General features: G+C 63.3%; 13 protein-coding genes. All 13 read right to left on the reverse strand.

What is annotated here, in order from left to right; all coding sequences use genetic code 11:
- Nucleotides 1–78 precede the first annotated feature (78 nt).
- The 13 genes from hisG to glyQ all read right to left on the reverse strand — a co-directional run bounded on the left by hisG (nucleotide 79) and on the right by glyQ (nucleotide 18780).
- Nucleotides 79–999: an ATP phosphoribosyltransferase gene (gene hisG, locus P9M14_11700; protein MDP8256404.1), complete on the reverse strand. Its 921-nt coding sequence runs from the start codon at nucleotides 997–999 to the stop codon at nucleotides 79–81.
- Nucleotides 996–2156 (reverse strand): ATP phosphoribosyltransferase regulatory subunit, encoded by a 1161-nt coding sequence (locus P9M14_11705; protein ID MDP8256405.1) that lies wholly within the window; start codon nucleotides 2154–2156, stop codon nucleotides 996–998. Before P9M14_11705 ends, hisG begins: the two co-directional genes overlap by 4 nt.
- Entirely contained in the window at nucleotides 2153–4306 is a 2154-nt protein-coding gene (locus tag P9M14_11710) for an aromatic amino acid lyase (protein ID MDP8256406.1), read from the reverse strand. The genes P9M14_11705 and P9M14_11710 overlap by 4 nt, the downstream gene beginning before the upstream one ends.
- Before the next feature lie 36 nt (nucleotides 4307–4342).
- Nucleotides 4343–5731: a histidine--tRNA ligase gene (hisS, locus tag P9M14_11715; GenBank protein MDP8256407.1), complete on the reverse strand. Its 1389-nt coding sequence runs from the start codon at nucleotides 5729–5731 to the stop codon at nucleotides 4343–4345.
- 170 nt (nucleotides 5732–5901) lie between these two features.
- Nucleotides 5902–7248, reverse strand: a complete 1347-nt coding sequence (locus P9M14_11720; GenBank protein ID MDP8256408.1) for a GDSL-type esterase/lipase family protein — start codon at nucleotides 7246–7248, stop codon at nucleotides 5902–5904.
- A 31-nt stretch (nucleotides 7249–7279) separates the two neighbouring features.
- Nucleotides 7280–8575 carry an asparagine--tRNA ligase gene (gene asnS, locus P9M14_11725; protein MDP8256409.1) on the reverse strand — a complete coding sequence of 432 codons (1296 nt, stop codon included), beginning with the start codon at nucleotides 8573–8575 and terminating at the stop codon, nucleotides 7280–7282.
- Nucleotides 8576–8582: 7 nt separating this feature from the next.
- Entirely contained in the window at nucleotides 8583–10376 is a 1794-nt protein-coding gene (gene aspS / locus P9M14_11730) for an aspartate--tRNA ligase (GenBank protein ID MDP8256410.1), read from the reverse strand.
- Between the two features lie 86 nt (nucleotides 10377–10462).
- Entirely contained in the window at nucleotides 10463–10996 is a 534-nt protein-coding gene (locus P9M14_11735; protein MDP8256411.1) for a hypothetical protein, read from the reverse strand.
- Nucleotides 10983–11627 carry a hypothetical protein gene (locus tag P9M14_11740; protein MDP8256412.1) on the reverse strand — a complete coding sequence of 215 codons (645 nt, stop codon included), beginning with the start codon at nucleotides 11625–11627 and terminating at the stop codon, nucleotides 10983–10985. The genes P9M14_11735 and P9M14_11740 overlap by 14 nt, the downstream gene beginning before the upstream one ends.
- Nucleotides 11628–11772: 145 nt before the next feature.
- Nucleotides 11773–13059 carry a phosphopyruvate hydratase gene (gene eno / locus P9M14_11745; protein ID MDP8256413.1) on the reverse strand — a complete coding sequence of 429 codons (1287 nt, stop codon included), beginning with the start codon at nucleotides 13057–13059 and terminating at the stop codon, nucleotides 11773–11775.
- Between the two features lie 28 nt (nucleotides 13060–13087).
- A complete protein-coding gene (gene ppdK / locus P9M14_11750) occupies nucleotides 13088–15808 on the reverse strand; it encodes a pyruvate, phosphate dikinase (protein ID MDP8256414.1) in 2721 nt (906 codons plus the stop codon).
- 18 nt (nucleotides 15809–15826) lie between these two features.
- A complete protein-coding gene (glyS, locus tag P9M14_11755) occupies nucleotides 15827–17890 on the reverse strand; it encodes a glycine--tRNA ligase subunit beta (GenBank protein MDP8256415.1) in 2064 nt (687 codons plus the stop codon).
- On the reverse strand, nucleotides 17887–18780 hold the full coding sequence (glyQ, locus tag P9M14_11760) for a glycine--tRNA ligase subunit alpha (GenBank protein ID MDP8256416.1): 894 nt from the start codon (nucleotides 18778–18780) through the stop codon (nucleotides 17887–17889). The genes glyS and glyQ overlap by 4 nt, the downstream gene beginning before the upstream one ends.
- Nucleotides 18781–18876: the final 96 nt, after the last annotated feature.

Below are 18876 nucleotides of genomic sequence, written 5' to 3' on the forward strand. Positions count from 1 at the left end.
TCGCCATCCCCCCTCTCGCAGGAGGCTATCCCAACCTGATTCGGGGTGTCAACAAGAGCTCGTGGAACTGCTGCGGTCCTAAAAAATATACTCGGCACGATGGACCGCGACCTGTTCGGCTCCGCAATCGCGCAGCAGGGCCACCAGCCGATCCAGGGCATTGGCAGGCGCAACGATCTCGACGCGCATGCCCGCGTCCGAGGGCGCTTGGCTGACCAGCCGTGCGCCGAGTTCGTCCAGCCCGGCAACGAGCCGCTCCATTTCGCAGTCGACCTGCGCCCTGAACTCCAGCGAGTTGCGCGCCTCGATCGTGGCCAGCATCCTCCCGCACAGCCGCGCCACCGCCTCGCTCGTGGATCCGGGATCCAGAGGCCGTCCAACCAGACAGGCCTGCGATTCGAGGATCACGCCGTCGTCCAGGCGCCTTAGCCCATTCTGGGCCAGGGTTACACCGCTGGAAGTCAGGTCGACGACCAGGTCCGCGCGTCCCGAGGCGGGCATCGCCTCGATCGCCCCCTGCCCGCGCACCAGCGCATAGGCGGTTAGACCGCGCTTGCCCAGAAAGCTCCGCGTCAGGTTGGGAAAGCTCGTGCCCACGCGCAACGTCCTGCCGTGCGCTTCGAGGAACTGCGGCGCGAGCTCGATCAGATCCTCGATCCGGGTCACGTCGATCCACATCTGCGGCACCGCCGTCACCAGGCTCGCCGCGCCGAACCCCAATTCCTGGATCAGGCAGCTCAGCCCATGCGTATGCTCCTGGTCCTCGTGAAACAGGTCCAGGCCGGTAATCCCCGCGTCGGCCGTGCCGTCGCACAGCCGCCGGGCGACCTCCTCGGCACGACAGAACAGCAGGTCCATCCCGTCGATCCCGATAAGCGTGCCGCTGTAGCTGCGGCCTCCGCCCGCGACCTTGAGTCCGCAACGGCCGAGAAACTCGATTGCCGATTGGTGCAGGCTGCCCTTGCTCGGCAGAGCCAGCGTCGCGCGTCGGGCGCTCATCCTTCCTCCCCATCGATCGCCAGCGCGCCTTGGAGCGAGACGGCGAAACCCACGGCGTCGACATCAAGCCGCGGATCGATCATTTTCACCAGGGGATCGTAGCGGCCGCCGCCGCCGATCACTCGCTCGCCGCGCCGCAGCTCGAAGATCATCCCGCTGTAGTAGGCAAAGGGGCGGCTCAGGCCGAAGTCGAGCAGCAGCCGCTCCCCGCTGCCGACCGCTTTGTCGATCATCTCGATCAGTCGTTCCAGCCGCTCCAGCGGTTGGCAAATCTCATCGGCAAAAGTCGCGGTGATCTTCGCCAGACTTCTGAGTGCCTGCTGCGGCGATCCGCAGATCGAGGACACGTCGCGCAGCAGCTTGCGCGTGGCGTTGTCCAGAGTAAACGAGCTGCGTACGATCTGCGTATCCCAAAAGCGCTCGGCGATCCGGCGCGGATCGCGCTGCCCCACCTGCTGCAGCGGCATGCCTGAGATGATCTTCAATACCAGCTGGACTCCCTGCTCGCGCTCGAGCTGCGCCAGGGCGTCGGGCAACGCCGGCTCCTGCGGCTCCTCGTCGGATATCGCGCGTTGCAGCGCCGCCGGATGATTGAGCAGGTTGATCAGCCGACGACAGGCGTGCTGCGGCAGGTCCAGCGCGTCGATCAGCGTGCCGACCAACGAGAAGTCGCTCAGCGCCAGCACAGCGTCGTTGCAACCGATCGCGTCGATCGCGGCGATTGCCGTGGAGATAATCTCGGCGTCGGCCGCCAGCCGGTCTTCAGCCCCGATCAATTCGGCCCCAACCTGGCGTTCCTGGCGCGGCCTGCCGGCGGCTGCCGGACGATGGCGAAATACCGGGCCGTCGTAAAACAGCCGTAGCGGCCGCGGACGGTCGGTCATGTGCGCGGCAAATGCGCGAATCACCGGAATCGTCATCTCGGGCCGCAGGCAGACCTCGTGCCCGCCGGGGTCCTCGAACACGTACATCGAGCGGCGCACGACCTCGCCCGAGCGCAGCAAAAACGGCTCCACCGGCTCGATCACCGGCACGTCGATCTTGCCGTATCCGCGCTGCGCCAGCACAGCACAGGCCTCGGCCGCGGCCGAGCTGAGGCGTTGCGCCTGCTCGGGTAGGTTGACCACCATTCCCGCCACCGACCTGTTGGGACTCATCCTTGCCTTGACCTCCGTCTATCCATCTCCTCGGCCAAACCGGCGAGGGTTCCGTTCCTGATCAGCCGCACCACCCGATCGATATCGGGGAACAGCACTCGGTCGTTCTCTAAGAACTCGACACCTTCGCGCTTGAGCGTCGTCATCAGCCTGCGGGTCATCGCTCCGGGTTTGAACGGCAGGCGGAAGTGCAGCGCCTGGAACGCGGTCAACAGCTCGATGGCAATCACCTGCTCGGCGTTGTCGATCACCTCGCGGCATTTGCGCGCCGAGATCGGCCCCATGCTCACGTGGTCCTCGCTCCCGGCGCAGGTCGGGATCGAATCGGTGGACGCCGGATGGGTCAGCACCTTGTTCTCCGAGACCAGGGCCGCGGCCGTGTACTGCGGCACCATAAACCCAGAGTTGAGCCCCGAATGCTGCACCAGAAACGCCGGCAGCCCCGATGAGACGTCCTCGTCCACCAGGTGCGCGATCCGCCGCTCGGAGATGCTGGCCAGCTCGCTCAGCGCGATGGCCAGGTAGTCCAGGATGATCGCCAGCGGCTCGCCGTGGAAGTTGCCGCCGCCGATCACCGAACCCAGGCTGCGCTCGATCAGCTCCGCGTCGCTGGTCAGCCAACGGCGATATTGGGCCGGGCTCATCGATCCGAAACCCTCGGGCGGCTCGGGTGGAAACAGCAGCGGGTTGTCCGTGGCCGAGTTGATCTCGATTCGCAGCACCTCGTAAGTATTCAGACACGCCTGGTAGGCGCAGGCAACGACCTGCGGTATGCAGCGGAACGAGTAGTCGTCCTGGAACGGCGGCGCCGAGGGGACCGAGTGTGCCAGATCGCGCAGGGCGTCGGCCACGTGATCGCGCGCCTTGTCCGCCGGTGGAAAGCGCCGCGCCAGCATCGTGCGGTAGACCTCGGTCAGAGCCTGTTCGGTATCGGACAGCGCCAGTCGGAAGGCGCGGATCTGGCTTCTGATCTCCGGTTCCCAGGCCACGGTCTGCTGTCGCGACTGCTGTGCCAGACGCAGGCCCTGGCGATAGCGGCGCGCCGGGCTGTCGAGAAATTCGCGCAGCCGCCCGGCGATCTGATCGATATCGGATTTGCAGCGCAACAGTACCTGGGCGTCGGCCTCGCCGCTGTGCTTGGTCAAGTCGGCCAGGTCCTTTTCGGCGTCGAGCAGACGCAGGATCGCGCGATTGACGTAAGCCGAGTTGAGGTGCCAGCGGATGATGTCGCTGCCCTCGATGTACCCGCGAATGCGCCGGCTGACCTCGAGCTGGAACGGCTGCGGCCGGACTTGGGCCAACCGTTCGTCATAGGCATACGGCACGGCCTTCTGCGCCTCGATGCTCGCGGTGTGAGCGATCTCGACCGCCTTGAGCATCTGCATCGAATCGTACAGGCCGAGCACTCCCAGGGCGGCCATCAGCTGGGTGCCGTTGTTCAGCGCCAGGCCCTCCTTGGCGCGCAGCTCGATCGGTCGAAACTTCCAATCCCGTGATTTGGCCAGCCGCTCGAACTCACGCGACGATTGGGGCAGTCGTTCGAAATCGTCGACACACAAATGACTCCAGAACCGACCCCGATCGTGGTCGCCGTCGGGTTCGCGGTCGCGGGGACGCATCACGCGGCCCTGGTCGTCGCCCATTAATACCAGCGCCAGGTGCGACAGCGGCGCCAGGTCGCCCGAGGCCCCGACCGAGCCCTTGGCCGGGATGAACGGGAAGATGTCGTCGTTGAGCATCTGGACCAAGCGCTGGACCACCTCGGCTCTGATCCCCGAGTGCCCTTGGCACAGGGCGTTGGCCCGCAAAAGCATCGTCGCCCGCACCACGTCCTCGGGCAGCGGTTCTCCCACGCCGCAGGCGTGGCTGCGGATCAGGTTGCGTTGCAGCCGACCCACATCCTCGGGCTCGATGATTTTATCGCGCAGTCGGCCGAAGCCCGTGGTCAGGCCGTAGACCACGGCCTGGCGTTCGAGCAGCACGTCGACCAGCGCGCGGCAACAGTCCATCCGCCGCCGTGCCTCGGGGGCGATGCGCACTCGCGCGCGGTGGCGCGCCACGGCCACTATCTGCTCTACGTTCAACGAAAGTCCGTCGAGCGTGACCCGCCGGATTTTTTTGCACAGCCTGGGAGCGGACAGAAAATCCATCCCAGCCCGGCGAGCGTTGGCCGCGTCGTCCAAATCCTATTCCCCTCGTCCCAGTAGGCTTAGCACCTCGGGCACCAAACGTTCCCGCGGCACCTCGGTCTGCTTGCTGCGATTATCCTTGTCAACGAACTCGCCCGCCATCGAGCGGATCTGCACTGTACCGTTATTAAGCTCGTCCGAGCCCAGCAGCACGACTACGCGCACGCCCAGGTCGTCGCCGTGTTTGAACTGGTGCTTTATCTTGCGCGTGCCCGAATAGAGTACCGTGTTGATCCCCGCCCCGCGCAACTGGGCGGCGATGCCGAAGCACTCGGGCCGCAGTGCGTCATCGAAGACCACGATCAGCACCTCGGCGGTCGAGGGCCGCTGCTGGATCAGCCCAAGCATCTCCATGGCCGCCATCACCCGGTCCACGCCGATCGAGGCGCCGGTGGCGGGCAGCGAACGTTTGCTGAAGCGTCCAACCAGGCCGTCGTAGCGTCCGCCGCCGAACACCGTCCCGATCTGCGGCGCGCTACGCAGCATCGCCTCGAAGATCATCCCGGTGTAGTAATCCAGCCCGCGGGCGATCGAGAGGTCGATGCAGAACGCATCAGCCGGAACGTCGTTGGCCGGCAGCGCCTCGACGATGTTGCGCAAATCCGACAGCGCCTCGTCGGCGCGCTCCACGCCGTGGAAGAATTCGACCAGCTGTGCAAGCTGATCAAGCGCGTCGCCCCTGATCGCCAGGAAACGTTCGATCGTATCGACCGCAACGGTCGACAAGCCCAGCGGCGGCGCGTCGATCCCATCGACCATCTGCTGCGGCGCGTTGCCCAGCAGGAGCCGCACTTTTTCCCAGCCCAGCCGGTCGAGCTTATCCAGGGTGCGCAGCACACCGAAGCTCTGCTGCTCGTCGATGCCGGCCTTGGCGATCAAGGCCTGCAGTATCCCGCGGTGACTGATCTTGATCAGCGAGTCGGACATGCCGATGGCGCACAAGGTGCGGTGGACCATGGTTAAAATCTCGACATCGGCCCAGACCGCGGGCTCGCCCACGATGTCCGCGTCGAACTGGGCGAACTCGCGAAAGCGCCCCGGCTTGTGCTTCTCCGCGCGCCAGACGTTGGCGCAATGGTAGACCCGCAACGGCCAGACGAGCTGTTTGGAGTGCTCCGAGCAGACCCTGGCCAGCGGCACGGTCAGGTCGAAACGCAGCCCGACCTGGTTGTCGTCGTCATCCACGAAGTGGTAGATCTCCTTCTCGACCTCGCCCTGGCCCAGCAGCACCTCGCGGTACTCCAACGCCGGGGTGTCGATCGGCGAGAACCCGTGCCGCTCGTAGACCGTGCGCACGCGCTGGATTAACTCGAGGCGCGCCATCTGCCGCGAGGGCAGGAAATCCTGGAACCCGGGCAGGGTCCGCGGTCTGACGAAATCGGCCAAAAATCACCTCCCAGGGCGGATTATCGGTACGGCTGCGTTATATCCGGCCCACGGCGCGAGGTCAATCCTTCGGCTTTCCCCGGACCGAGAGCCGGGGCTTGCTCAGGATTGACCCTGAGCGGCGTTTTCAACCCCGCCTTGATAGGCAAAGTTTGGCGCCGTCGAACGGGTCAATGCAGCATGTGATAGCTGAACACGTCGATCAGCGGCACCTGCATACGCAAAAGCAGATATCCTGCGCCCAACGCCGCCGCATCTTGGATGTATTGCTCTTTGGAAAAGATAGCGAGCCGTGCTCGGTGCTGCGCGTTGTCAACGGTCGTAAGTTCGTCCGTTCCGCCCTCAAGATAATTGTGGTCTACCACGTCGGCGATCTGCATTCCCAGCCGCGAATACCCGTACCAGCGTAGATGGCAGGTGTCGTAATACAGGTTGCGGTCGGCGATTCCGTGGACGGACATCTGCATCACCAACTCGTTCAGGTCGATAAACGTCGTTTTGGAGCGCTGAGCCTCCTGGCGAACGATTTGGTTGAACAGCTCCAGATATAAGTTGGCGTTCAGACCGGCGTAGATTCCCTGCGCTTGATCGATCATGCCCAGTTGCTCCAGGCAGTTCGCGCGCAGGTATCGCGAATAAGGATCGATCCTTCCGCGCACAAGCTGCTCGGCGGCCGCGTAATCGCCCTGGAGAAAAAGCCGGACCGCACCTTCCAATTCATCGCCCAGCTCAAGATCTTCCAGCGGGCGGCTGCTTTGCAGTTCAGCGAGCCTCTCCGCACGACGATACATCAAGCCCCACGCCCGATCCTTGTGATTGATCGGAATCGTCGCCAGAATCAGCTCAACGTTCGCCTGCCTTGCTCGACGCTGCATTTGCCGTATGTTGTCGCAAAAAATATCCCGCATCTGCTCGGGATTGAGATCGACCGGCGGTTCCTGGTTCACATTATCCAATAGCGCCCTGCGTAAAATCCTCACCAGCGCCAGTTTATCGTCTTGATAATTATGGCTTGGAGTTGACCCGGCCATCGTCTCATTGTTGCCCATTGAGACCAGAATCGCGTCGGGCTGATAGCCCAGCGCCTCGTTAAAAATCCGTAGAACGTCCGAAGATCCGGGGGTGCCGGCACCGGCATTGATGATGCGGAAGCGCCTCGTCGGATAACGCAACAACAATTCGCGCTCGATCCAGCGACTCATCGGGCACATGGTTTTATAGGGAAAACTTTGGGCAAAGGAGTCGCCGAGGATGAACATTCGGAACTCACCCTCGGGCTTGATCGCCGTGAACTCATCGGTCAAATCACTCTCGGGTTCAACTACCTGAACCGTGTCGCCCTTGATCTCGAAGATGCTCGTTGGATTGTCGGATTCGAGTTCCTGCCACAGCAATCCCTGTTGTTCCAGATAGACGGCGGCGAATTCGAGCAGCACCAACAGAACCAGCACGACCGACAGCGCCCAAAGGATTGTACGGATCGGCTTCCATAGCTTAAAAAAAACGCGCCGTTCCATCGCTCTCCGATCGGGTCAGCGTACGATTGGTCTATGGGTAGATTCTGGTCATCAGCCGCGGGAACGGGATCACCTCGCGCACGTGCGGCACGCCGCACAGCCAGCCCACGGTGCGCTCGACCCCCAGGCCGAATCCGGCGTGGGGCACGCCGCCGTAGCGCCGCAGGTCCAGGTACCACTGGAAGGCCTCGCGCGGCAGCCCGTGCTCGTCGATGCGTTGTTGCAGCAGGTCCAGCTCGTCCTCGCGCTGGCCGCCGCCGATGATCTCGCCCACGCCCTCGGGCGCGATCACGTCCACGCATAACGCCCGCTGGGGACGCTGCGGGTCGCGCTTCATGTAGAACGCCTTGACCGCCGACGGGTAGCGATGAATCATCACCGGCCGGTCGTAATTTTTCGAAATCGCGGTCTCGTGCTCCGCGCCGAAATCGTCCTCATCCTCGAACTCGAGCCCCTGCTCGCGGATCAAGGCCACTGCCTGGTCGTAGCTGATGCGCGGAAACGGCTTGCGCACCAATTCGAGCTTGCTCAGATCGCGCTCGAGCAGGCGCAGTTCGGGCTCGCGTTTGCTCACCACGCGCTGGACGATGTAGCAAAGAAAATCCTCGGCCAAGTCCATGTCGCCATCGAGATCGAGGAACGCCACCTCGGGCTCGACCATCCAGAACTCGGTGAGGTGACGCCGCGTCTTGCTCTTCTCGGCGCGGAAGGTCGGGCCGAAGCAGTAGACCTTGCCATGGGCCATGGCCGCGGCCTCCATGTACAGCTGCCCGGACTGCGTGAGATAGGCCTTGTCGCCGAAGTAATCGGTCTGAAACAGCGTGGTCGTGCCCTCGCAGGCCGCGGGGGTGAAGATCGGCGCGTCGACCAATAAAAAGCCGTTGGAGTCGAAGTAGTCGCGGATCGCGGCCACCAGCTCGGCGCGAACCCGCAGAATCGCGTGCTGACGTTTGCTGCGCAGCCACAGGTGGCGGTGCTCCATCAGGAAATCGACGCCGTGCTCCTTCTTGGAGATCGGGTATTCATCGCGCGCCTCGTTCACGACTCGCAGCTCGCTTACGCCGATCTCGTACCCCAGCGGGCTGCGCTCGTCGGCCTTGGCCTCGCCGCTGAGGATCACGCTGGACTCAAAGGGGATCCGGCCCGCGGCCTCGAACACCTCATCGCCCACCTCGGGCTTGAACATCACCGCCTGGATGTAGCCCGAGCCGTCCCTGATCTGTAAGAAGTGCAGTTTCTTGGACGAACGCCGGTTGTACAGCCAGCCCTTGATCGTGACGTTTTGGCCGATCAGTTGCGCCGCCTGTTCGATGGTGACTTCGCTCATCTTGTCCCTACTCTTTGTCCTGTTTCACGATGCTGATTTTCAGCTCCTCGAGCTGCTCGGGGTCGACCTCGCTGGGCGAACCGGTCATCAGGCAGGTCGCGCGCTGGGTCTTGGGAAAGGCGATCACGTCGCGTATTCCCTTGGCGCGGGCCAGCAGCATCACGATGCGGTCCATGCCCAGGGCGATTCCGCCGTGGGGCGGCGCGCCGTAGGTCAACGCGTCGAGCAGGAAGCCGAACTTCAGCCGCGCCTTTTCCTCGCTTAGACCCAGTGCCTGGAATACGCGCTGCTGCACGTCCTGGCGATGAATACGGATCGAGCCGCCGCCGATCTCCGAGCCGTTGAGCACCAAGTCGTAACCCTTGGCGCGCACCGACCCCGGATCGCTCTCGAGTTTTTCCAGGTCTTCGTCGGCCGGACTGGTGAACGGATGGTGCATCGAAAAAAAGCGTTGTTCCTGTTCGTTCCATTCCAAAAGCGGGAAGTCGACCACCCAGAGGAAGTTCCACTTGTTCTCGTCGATCAGCTCCAGCTCGGCGCCGAGCTTGAGTCGCAATGCGCCCAGTGCGTCGAGCACTACATTGCGTTTGTCGGCCACGAACAGCAGCAGGTCGCCCTGGGCCGCGCCGCAACGCTGGATCATTTTTTCCAACGCCTTGGGTTCGAGAAACTTTCCCACGCCCGAGCCGCGCCCTTCGTCCGTGTTCTTGACCACGGCCAGCCCCTTGGCGCCGTAGATCTTGACGAACTCGCCCAGGGCGTCGGTCTGCTTGCGCGACCAGCCGGCGCAGCCCGGGGCCACAATCGCGCCCACGGTTCCGCCGGCCTCCACCGCCTTCTCGAACACGCCGAATCCGCAGCCCTGGGCCAGATCGCCCAGCTCGCACAGCTCCATGCCAAAGCGCGTATCGGGTTTGTCCGAGCCGAAGCGCGCCCGGGCCTCGTCAAAGGGCATGCGCGGGAAGGGTCGCGGCGGCTGGTGGCCCACGGCCTTTTGCCAGATCACGTCGACCAATCCCTCGATGATTTCGAACAGCTCGTCAGGGCTGATGAAGCTGGCCTCAACATCGATCTGGGTGAACTCGGGTTGGCGATCGGCGCGCAGGTCCTCGTCTCGAAAGCAACGCACGATCTGAAAATAGCGGTCGAATCCTGCGACCATGAACAGTTGCTTGAACAGCTGCGGGCTCTGAGGCAGCGCGTAGAAGTCGCCGGGGTTGACCCGGCTGGGAACGATGTAGTCGCGCGCGCCCTCGGGCGTACTCTTGGTCAGCACCGGGGTCTCCAACTCGAGGAATCCCTTGTCCGACAGGTACTCGCGGGTCATGCGGTTGATCTCGTGCCGCAGTACCAGCATGCGCTGCAGCGAGGGTCGCCGCAGGTCCAGGTAGCGGTACTTCAATCGCAGATCCTCGTTGGCGTCGATCTCGTCGCGGATGGTGAACGGCGGCGTCTGGGCCTGCGAGAAGATCAGCAGCTCGTCCACCAGCAGTTCAACCTCGCCCGTGGGACGGTCGGGATTAAGCTGATCGTCGGGACGAGCGTTGATCTGGCCGCTGACGCCGACCACCCATTCGGACCTGATGCTGCGGCTGCGCTCGTAGAGTTGCTCGTCGCGCGAGGGATCGATCACTACTTGACAGATCCCGCTGCGGTCGCGCAGATCGACGAAGACCATCCCGCCCAGATCGCGGCGCGAGTGGACCCAACCAAACAGCGTAGCACGCGAGCCCACGTCGGCCCTGCGCGGTTCGCCGCACATCTGCGTGCGACGCCGATCGTTCAAATTGTCGAATTGCATCCCGAATGCTCCAGCTCGTCCGGGACCATCATCCCGACCGTTTTTCCCGATCCTACATCGTCGGGCGGCCGGGCGCGGCGCCCGGGTCAATCGTTGCAGTGTATCGTGGAGATCACGTTGGCGATCACGGCCTTATCGTAGCGCGCCACGAGGTCGTTGGTGAAAAAGTTGAAATTGATCAGCGACCCGCGATTGAGCACGATCAATACCTGGCCGTGCAGCTTACCCGCCTCGTTGACGATCTCGTACTTGATCGAGACCGCCTTGGAGCCGCAAATCCCCGGCCGTTCCGCCTCGACCAATTTGCCCCCGGGCTGGTTCGTGATCTGTTCCGGCAGCGTCGAGGCCAAGGTATCCAGACTCTCGGCACTATGCTGCTTGTCATTGTTGACGTAGACGAATACGCCGGTCATTTTGCCCGGCGACTGGGCGATGAACAGATCCTCGGCTTTGAGCGTGGGCATCTTCTCCCAGATCGTGGGGTAGGTGAACTCGATGCCGAACTGCTCGCTGGTGAACGTCTCAAACCCGGAGACCGGCTCCTGGGCCGTTGAGCTCACGGCGAGCAGCATTGCCGCGGCCAACAGACAGGCGAAGGTCGGCAGCTTAAAGCGGCGCATCGCATTTAATCGAGTTGAGCACCACGTCGGCCCACTGCTTGAGCTCGTCGCTCAGCTGCCCCTCGCCGCTGCAGAACAGCACGTCGATCAGCTGATTGTTGCGCACGGTAACGCGCTCCTTGCCGTAGCAGATCTTGTCGCGTTCCATGCTGGTGCTGTTAAATGCCAGGGCCGTGTCTTTGCAGACTATCGTGGTCCAATAGGTCGGCGGATCGGCTCCGGGCATGTTCTCGGGCCGTTTCCTGACGTAGTCTGTGAGCTGTTCGACAATCAGGCTCGCGACCTCCATCGGCGCCCCGCCGCTGCCATCGTCGGCCATTTCCATTAAATCGGCATCAACCCGCACGGGTCTGGATGTCGGTTTATCCCACGCGGCGGTCCGCACAACGATCCAGGTTTGATTCTTGTTGTTGACCGCATCGAGGGCCACGTTGACGTCCGGCTGCTCCCAAATCTCGTATCCGGGTGGAATCGTGATCTTCATCCCCAGGTTGTGGATCGACACTTCGGTCCAATCGCTGGTGACTCCAGACGATTTATCTCCTGCGCTGCCGCGGCAATTACAGCCCACTGCCAGGGGCATAATTATCGCGAATACCAGCGCGACGACCATCAAGCGCTTGCGCACCATTATTGTCTCCACTGCTTGTGAATCTCGTCTAATATGCCGCCGGACCCCGGCCTTGGCAAGCCCGCATTATTGATCAAGCTTCTACTGCGGTAAGGCAAGCGGAACAAGGAGCGCTCCCCGTCCCGCGCTTTAGGGCAATGCGCAACTATTTCAACTGTTTGAACGCCGACTTGCCCGCGTAAATCCCTTCCGGTCCCAGCTCGGACTCGATCCGCAGCAACCGATTGTACTTGGCCAGTCGCTCCGAACGGCAGGGACTGCCGGTCTTGAGCTGCCCGGTGTTCTCGGCCACCGCCAGATCGGCGATAAACGAATCGCAGGTCTCGCCCGAGCGATGGCTGATCACCTGGGTCCAACGCGCCTTACGCGCCTGGGCGATCACCTGCCGAGTCTCGGTCAACGTGCCGATCTGGTTGAGCTTGATCAGGATCGAGTTGCAGGCCTTGTCCTGGACGCCGCGGGCCAGGCGCTCGGGATTGGTCACCAGCAGGTCGTCGCCCACCAGCTGGACCTTGCGCCGCAGTTTGCGCGACTGGTAGGCCCAGCCCTCCCAGTCGTCCTCGGCCAGGCCGTCCTCGATGCTGACGATCGGGAAGCGCTCGATCAGCCGCGTATAGAAGTTGGTGACCTGTTTGTAATCAACATTGGTCAGGCCGCTCTCGTGCTCGAAGGTATAGCTGCCGTCGGGATTGAGCATCTCGTTAGCCGCCACGTCCAGGGCCAGCCAGACGTGCTCGCCCGGCTTATATCCGGCGGCCTCGATAGCGCGCACGATCAGCTCCAGCGCCTCGATGTTGCTGCCCAGGTTCGGCGCGAACCCGCCCTCGTCACCCACTCCGGTGGAATGACCGGCATTGACCAGAATCTTCTTCAACGCCCAGAAGACCTCCGAGCCGCAACGCAACGCCTCGCAATAGCTGGGCAGGCCCAGCGGCACGATCATGAACTCCTGGATGTCCACGCTGTTCGAGGCGTGCGCCCCGCCGTTGAGGATGTTCATCATCGGCACCGGCAGGGTACGCGCCCGGCGCTTGCCCAACGCGTAGTACAGCGGCTTGTTGCCCGCCAGCGCCCGGGCAAAGGCCATGCTCACGCCGAGCATCGCGTTGGCCCCGAGATTGGTTTTACTCGGCGTGCCGTCGAGATCGATCAGCGCGGCGTCGAGATCGTCCTGTTTCTTGAACTCTTTGTCGACCAATGCGTTGGCGATTGGGCCGTTGACGTTGGCCACGGCCTTTAGCACACCCTTGCCGTTGTAGCGCGAGCTGTCGCCGTCGCGCAGCTCCAGCGCCTCGTGCGATCCGGTGGAAGCGCCCGAGGGGACCGCTGCGCAGCCCATGGCGCGCCCCAGCAGCAGCTCGACCTCCAGGGTCGGATTGCCGCGGCTGTCCAGGATCTCACGGGCATTGACTCTCTTGATTATCTTGGCCATTGAAGCCTCCGAATATTATTTGTTTTCGTTAGTCGCGTAGCGCCGCCTGAGCCGCGGCCAGCCTGGCGATCGGCACGCGGAACGGAGAGCAGCTCACGTAATCCATGCCCACACGGTGGCAGAACTCCACCGACGCCGGGTCCCCGCCGTGCTCGCCGCAGATGCCGACCTTGAGCTTGGGACGGGTCTTGCGGCCGCGCTCGATGGCGATCTTGATCAGCTCGCCGATGCCGCGCTGGTCGATGGTCTGGAACGGGTCCGCCTCCAGCACTTCCTGCTCGATGTATTCGGGTAGGAACCCGCCGATGTCGTCGCGCGAGAAGCCGAAGCCCATCTGGGTCAGATCGTTGGTGCCGAAGCTGAAGAACTCGGTCACCTCGGCGATCTCGTCGGCGGTCAGCGCTGCGCGCGGGATCTCGATCATCGTGCCGTACATATAGGGGATGCGCCGCAGACCGGTCTTGGCCGCCACCTCGGCGTGGACCTCGACCACCAGCTTGCGCATCCGCTCCAGCTCGTTGACGTGGCAGGTGACCGGAACCATGATTTCCGGTTTGACCTTCTTGCCCTTGGCGATCAGCTCGGCCGCGGCCTCCAAGACCGCCCTGATCTGCATCCGGCTGATCTCGGGGTAGGTCACGCCCAGCCGCACTCCACGGTGTCCCATCATCGGGTTGGACTCGTGCAGCTCCTCGGCGCGGCGCTCGAACTCGGCGGCGTCGATCCCCAGGCTCTTGGCCAGCCTCTGCCGCTCGGAGGCGCGCTCGGGCACGAACTCGTGCAGCGGCGGGTCGAGCAGGCGGATCGTCACCGGCCGACCCTCCATCACCTCCAGGGTGCGGCGGATGTCCTTCTTCACGTATTTGAACAGCCGGTTCAGCGCCTTATTACGCTCCTTGAGCGTGGCGCTGACGATCATCTTGCGCAGCTCGAACAGCGGCTTTTCCGAGCCCTTGCCGTAGAACATATGCTCGGTGCGGAACAGGCCGATGCCCTCGGCGCCGAAGGCCACGGCCTTGGCAGCGTCATCGGGGGTCTCGGCATTGGTACGCACCTTGAGTCTGCGGATCTTGTCGCAGAACCCCAGCAGTACGCCGAAGTACGGATTGTCTTCGGCGGCCTTAACCAACGGCAGCTCACCTTGGTAGACCAGGCCGCGCGTGCCGTTGAGCGAGATCAGGTCGCCGCGCTTAACCGTCACGCCGTTGACCGTGAACAGCCCCTTGCTGCCATTGACCTCGATTGCTCCGGCGCCGACGATGCAGCACTTGCCCCAACCGCGGGCCACCAGCGCCGCGTGGCTGGTCATTCCGCCGCGGGCCGTGAGCACGGCCTGGGCCGCGCGCATCCCCTCGACGTCCTCGGGGTTGGTCTCCTCGCGCACCAGGATCACGCGCTTGCCAAGTTTGTTCCAGGCCACCGCTTCGTCGGCGGTGAACACCACCTGCCCCGCCGCTCCGCCCGGTCCCGCAGGCAGACCCTTGGCGATCGGCTTGGTCTTGCTCTCGACCTTGGCGTCGAGGATCGGGTGCAGCAGCTCATCGAGCTGATCGGGCGTGACGCGCATTACGGCCTCGGGCTGTTTGATCATCCGCTCGCGCACCATCTCGACGGCCATGCGCACGGCCGCAGGGCCGTTGCGTTTACCCACGCGCACCTGGAGCATCCACAGCTTGCCGTCCTGGATCGTGAACTCGATGTCGAGCATGTCGCGGTAGTGCTTTTCCAGCCGCTTCTGAATGCCGTCGAGCTGACGATATGCCTTGGGCATCGCCAATTCCAGGGAGTCCAAATGTATGGTGTGATCGGTCTTGCCCTGTTCGTTGATCGGCAGCGGGGTGCGGATACCGGCCACCACGTCCTCGCCCTGGGCGTTGGGCAGCCACTCGCCGTAGAATACGCGCTCGCCCGTGGCCGGGTTGCGGGTGAAGGCTACGCCCGTGGCCGAATTCTCGCCCATGTTGCCATAGACCATCGCCTGCACGTTGACCGCGGTGCCCCACTGGTCGGGGATGCCCTCGATCCGGCGGTAGCTGTTGGCGCGTTTGCCGTTCCACGATTTTAACACCGCAAAAATTCCGCCCCACAGCTGCTGCTGCGCGTCGTCCGGGAACGGCTTGCCCAGCACCTGCTTGATCAGATTTTTATAGCGATTGACCAGCTTGCGCAGGTCGTCCACATCCAGTTCGGTATCCTGCTTTACGCCCTTGGCCTTTTTGGCCGAATGCAGCAGACGCTCCAGCCGCGCGCGGATCCCCTGGCCCTCCTTAGGCTCGATCCCCGCGGCCTTCTCCATCACCACGTCGGCGTACATCTGGATCAAGCGTCGGTAGGAATCCCAGGCGAAACGCGGATTGCCCGTGTGTGCGGCCAGACCCTCGAGGGTCTGCTCGTTGAGCCCGACGTTGAGCACGGTCTCCATCATCCCCGGCATTGACTTGCGCGCGCCGGAGCGCACCGAGACCAGCAGCGGATTCTTTGGATCGCCGAAGCGGGCGCCCATGCTGCGCTCGACTCGCTTAAGCTGACGGTCGACCTGAGCGCTGAGGCCCTCGGGGTACTTGCCGTTGTTGAGCATGAAGTGAGTGCAGACCTCGGTGGTGATCGTAAACCTGGCTGGAACCGGAATCCCCAGGGAGCTCATCTCGGCCAGGTTGGCGCCTTTGCCCCCCAGCAGGTTCTTCATTCCCGTGTTCCCCTCGGCATTACCGTCGCCGAAGAAGTACACGTGCTTCGCAGCCTTGGCCATTGTACTTTCCTCCAGTTGCTACACGGACAATCGTTTGAAGTCCGCCAGCCGCATAAACAACGCGGCCAATCCACTGAGCAGCCGAATCCGGTTAAGGCGGGTGTCTGTATTTTCGCAAAGCACCATCACGTCGTCAAAGAAACGATCGATGGGGCCCTTAAGCTCCACAAGTTTGGTCAGCGCCGCGATATAGCGTCCGGCCTGCAGATCCTCGTCCACTGCCGCGCGGTGCGACTCAAGGGCCGCGAGCAGGTCGTGTTCGGCCTGCGACTCGAAGAGCGCCGCGTCGACCGGACCCTCGTCGGTCTGCTTGAGAATGTTGACCACGCGCTTGAACGCCACGGCCAACGGCTCGAAATCGGGACGCTGCGCAAACTCGCTCAGCGCGTCGAAGCGCGCCCGGGCGTCGAGCACGTCGTTGTACCCTGCGGCGAGCACCGCGTCGGCCACGTCGGGTCGTCCTCCGGCGTTGGTCCACTGATAGTACAGCCGGTCGCGGAAGAACTCTGCGATCTGGACGAACAGTTCGTCGTCGATTTTGACCTTGTCGGCCAAAGCAACGCGCGCCGACTGGAGCAGCTCGTCGAGCTGTAGCCGGTAGCCGGCGCGGCTGATGATCGCCATCACGGCGATGGCGTGACGCCGCAGCATGTACGGATCGCCCGCGCCCGAGGGTTTGAGCCCTGCGGCAAAGCAGCCGACGATGGTGTCCGCGCGGTCGGCCAGCGAGACCAGATAGGCCTCGTCGGGCAGATCGAAATCCTCCTGGGCAGCCGAGCGCGGTACGTAGTGCCCGGCAATCGCCAGCGCCACGTTTTCCGACTCGCCCTGTTTACGGGCATAGATCGTGCCCATGGTGCCCTGCAGCTCGGGAAACTCGCCGACCATCTGGGTCACCAGATCGGCTTTGCACAGCCACGCCGCGCGCCGCACGCTCTCGACCTTTTCCGGCGCGAGTTTGCGCGCCAGCTTTGCGGCAGTGGCCTGGATCCGCTCGACCTTGTCCAGATAGCTGCCCAGCTTCTCCTGGAACACCACCGCGCCCAGCTGCTCGACCCGTTGGTCCAGCGGCATGCGCAGGTCGTCCTCAAAGAAGAACTTGGCGTCGTCCAGCCGCGCCTTGAGCACCCGCTCGTTGCCGCGGGCGATGATCTGCTCGTCGCCGTTGCCCAGATTGGCCACGGCGATAAACGCCGGCAGCAGGCCGCCGTCTTGGTCGACCAGCGAGAAATACTTCTGGTGCTGGCGCATCGGCGTGATCAGCACTTCGTCAGGCAGCTCGAGATAGGTGCGATCAAAGCGACCGAGCACCGCATGCGGTGACTCGGTAATAAACGTCACCTCATCGAGCAGCTGCGGATCGTCCATAACCTTGCCCTCGACGCTCTGCGCCAGCCGCTCGAGCTGATCCCGGATCAGACTGCGCCGCTGTTGCGGGTCGACGATCACGCCGCGCTGTTGCAGCAGTTCCAGATATTGGTCGGGGCCCACGACCTCGAACGGCTCCGGGCTCTCGAAGCGATGGCCGCGGCTTTGGTTGGACGAGTCAATGCCGGCAAATGAAAGCTTTACAACCTCGCCTTGGAGGCTGGCCAAAATCCAGTGCACCGGCCGCACAAAGCGCTGATCCAGCTCGCCCCAGCGCATGGACTTGGGAAACTGCAGCTCGTTGATAATCGAGTCCAGAATCGAGCTCAGCACCTCGAGGGTCGGACGTCCGGCAATCGACTTGCGCAACGCCGCGACCTCGCCCTTTTCCGTGGTCTGAAAGTACAGCTCCTCCACGGGCACGCCCTGTCCGCGGGCGAATCCCAGGGCCGCCTTGGTGTAGTTGCCCTCTTGGTCCAACGCCGCGCGCTTTGGCGGACCGGTCTTAATCTCCTCGCGGTCGGCCTGCCTCTGGGGCATTCCCCAGGCCAGCAGGGTCAGCCGACGCGGCGCGCCGACCACTTCGATCCGCTCCGCCTGGATCATCTCGGCGGTGGTCTTCTCGATAAATGCGCCCTTGATCTGGTCCAACGCGCCGGGGATGAAGCGCGCGGGGATCTCCTCGCAGCCGATCTCGAATACCAGGTCGCTCATCGCGCACCCCCTTGGGCCGCGGCTTGTTTGAGCAACGGGAATCCCAACGCCTCGCGCGAGGCGAGCCAAACGCGGGCCACGTGACGCGCCATGTTGCGCACGCGACCGATGTACCCGGTGCGCTGAGTGACGCTAATCGCGCCGCGGGCGTCGAGCAGGTTGAAAACGTGGGAGCACTTGAGCGTGTAATCGTAGGCCGGCAGCGACAGATCGAGCTGAACCAACCGGCGGCATTCGGCCTCGTACATATCGAACAGCTCGCGCAGCATTTTCACATCAGCGTGTTCGAAGTTGTACTTCGACTGCTCGACCTCATTTTGATGGTAGACGTCGGCGTAGCGCACTCCATCGATCCACGTCAGGTCGTAGACATTGTCGACTCCCTGCAAATACATGGCGATACGCTCGAGTCCGTACGTCAGTTCCACGGGAATCGGCCGCAAATCAAGACCGCCGACCTGCTGAAAATAGGTGAACTGCGTGATCTCCATCCCGTCGAGCCAGATCTCCCAGCCCAGTCCCCAGGCCCCGAGGGTCGGGCTCTCCCAGTCGTCCTCCACAAAACGCACGTCGTGCTTGGTCGGGTCGATGCCCAGGGCGCGCAGTGAGTCCAGGTAGATCTGCTGCACCTCCAGCGGCGAGGGCTTGAGGATCACCTGGAACTGGTAATAGTGCTGCAACCGGTTGGGGTTCTCGCCGTAACGACCGTCCGTGGGCCTGCGGCTGGGTTCCACATAGGCCACGTTCCAGGGCTCGGGACCGATGCTGCGCAGGAACGTAGATGGGTTAAACGTGCCGGCCCCGACCTCGAGGTCGTAGGGCTGCACCAGCAGGCAGCCCCGCTCAGCCCAGAAATGCTGTAACGCCAGAATCAGCTCTTGGAAATTCATCGATCCCCCGCAGGTGCACGTCTCAAAGCTACCAGAGAATAGCTAAAAAGCCATGTGCGGTCCAGAATTCAATAAAACGTGCGCAATTGCCCTGCC

The sequence above is a fragment of the Candidatus Alcyoniella australis genome, from assembly GCA_030765605.1.
GTDB lineage: Bacteria > Lernaellota > Lernaellaia > JAVCCG01 > Alcyoniellaceae > Alcyoniella > Alcyoniella australis.

Bases quoted from the DNA above. Each gene is read 5' to 3' on its own strand.
- hisG (MDP8256404.1), bottom strand. From the start codon at position 999: ATGAGCGCCCGACGCGCGACGCTGGCTCTGCCGAGCAAGGGCAGCCTG.
- P9M14_11705 (MDP8256405.1), bottom strand. From the start codon at position 2,156: ATGAGTCCCAACAGGTCGGTGGCGGGAATGGTGGTCAACCTACCCGAG.
- P9M14_11710 (MDP8256406.1), bottom strand. From the start codon at position 4,306: ATGGATTTTCTGTCCGCTCCCAGGCTGTGCAAAAAAATCCGGCGGGTC.
- P9M14_11720 (MDP8256408.1), bottom strand. From the start codon at position 7,248: ATGGAACGGCGCGTTTTTTTTAAGCTATGGAAGCCGATCCGTACAATC.
- asnS (MDP8256409.1), bottom strand. From the start codon at position 8,575: ATGAGCGAAGTCACCATCGAACAGGCGGCGCAACTGATCGGCCAAAAC.
- aspS (MDP8256410.1), bottom strand. From the start codon at position 10,376: ATGCAATTCGACAATTTGAACGATCGGCGTCGCACGCAGATGTGCGGC.
- P9M14_11735 (MDP8256411.1), bottom strand. From the start codon at position 10,996: ATGCGCCGCTTTAAGCTGCCGACCTTCGCCTGTCTGTTGGCCGCGGCA.
- P9M14_11740 (MDP8256412.1), bottom strand. From the start codon at position 11,627: ATGGTGCGCAAGCGCTTGATGGTCGTCGCGCTGGTATTCGCGATAATT.
- eno (MDP8256413.1), bottom strand. From the start codon at position 13,059: ATGGCCAAGATAATCAAGAGAGTCAATGCCCGTGAGATCCTGGACAGC.
- ppdK (MDP8256414.1), bottom strand. From the start codon at position 15,808: ATGGCCAAGGCTGCGAAGCACGTGTACTTCTTCGGCGACGGTAATGCC.
- glyS (MDP8256415.1), bottom strand. From the start codon at position 17,890: ATGAGCGACCTGGTATTCGAGATCGGCTGCGAGGAGATCCCCGCGCGC.
- glyQ (MDP8256416.1), bottom strand. From the start codon at position 18,780: ATGAATTTCCAAGAGCTGATTCTGGCGTTACAGCATTTCTGGGCTGAG.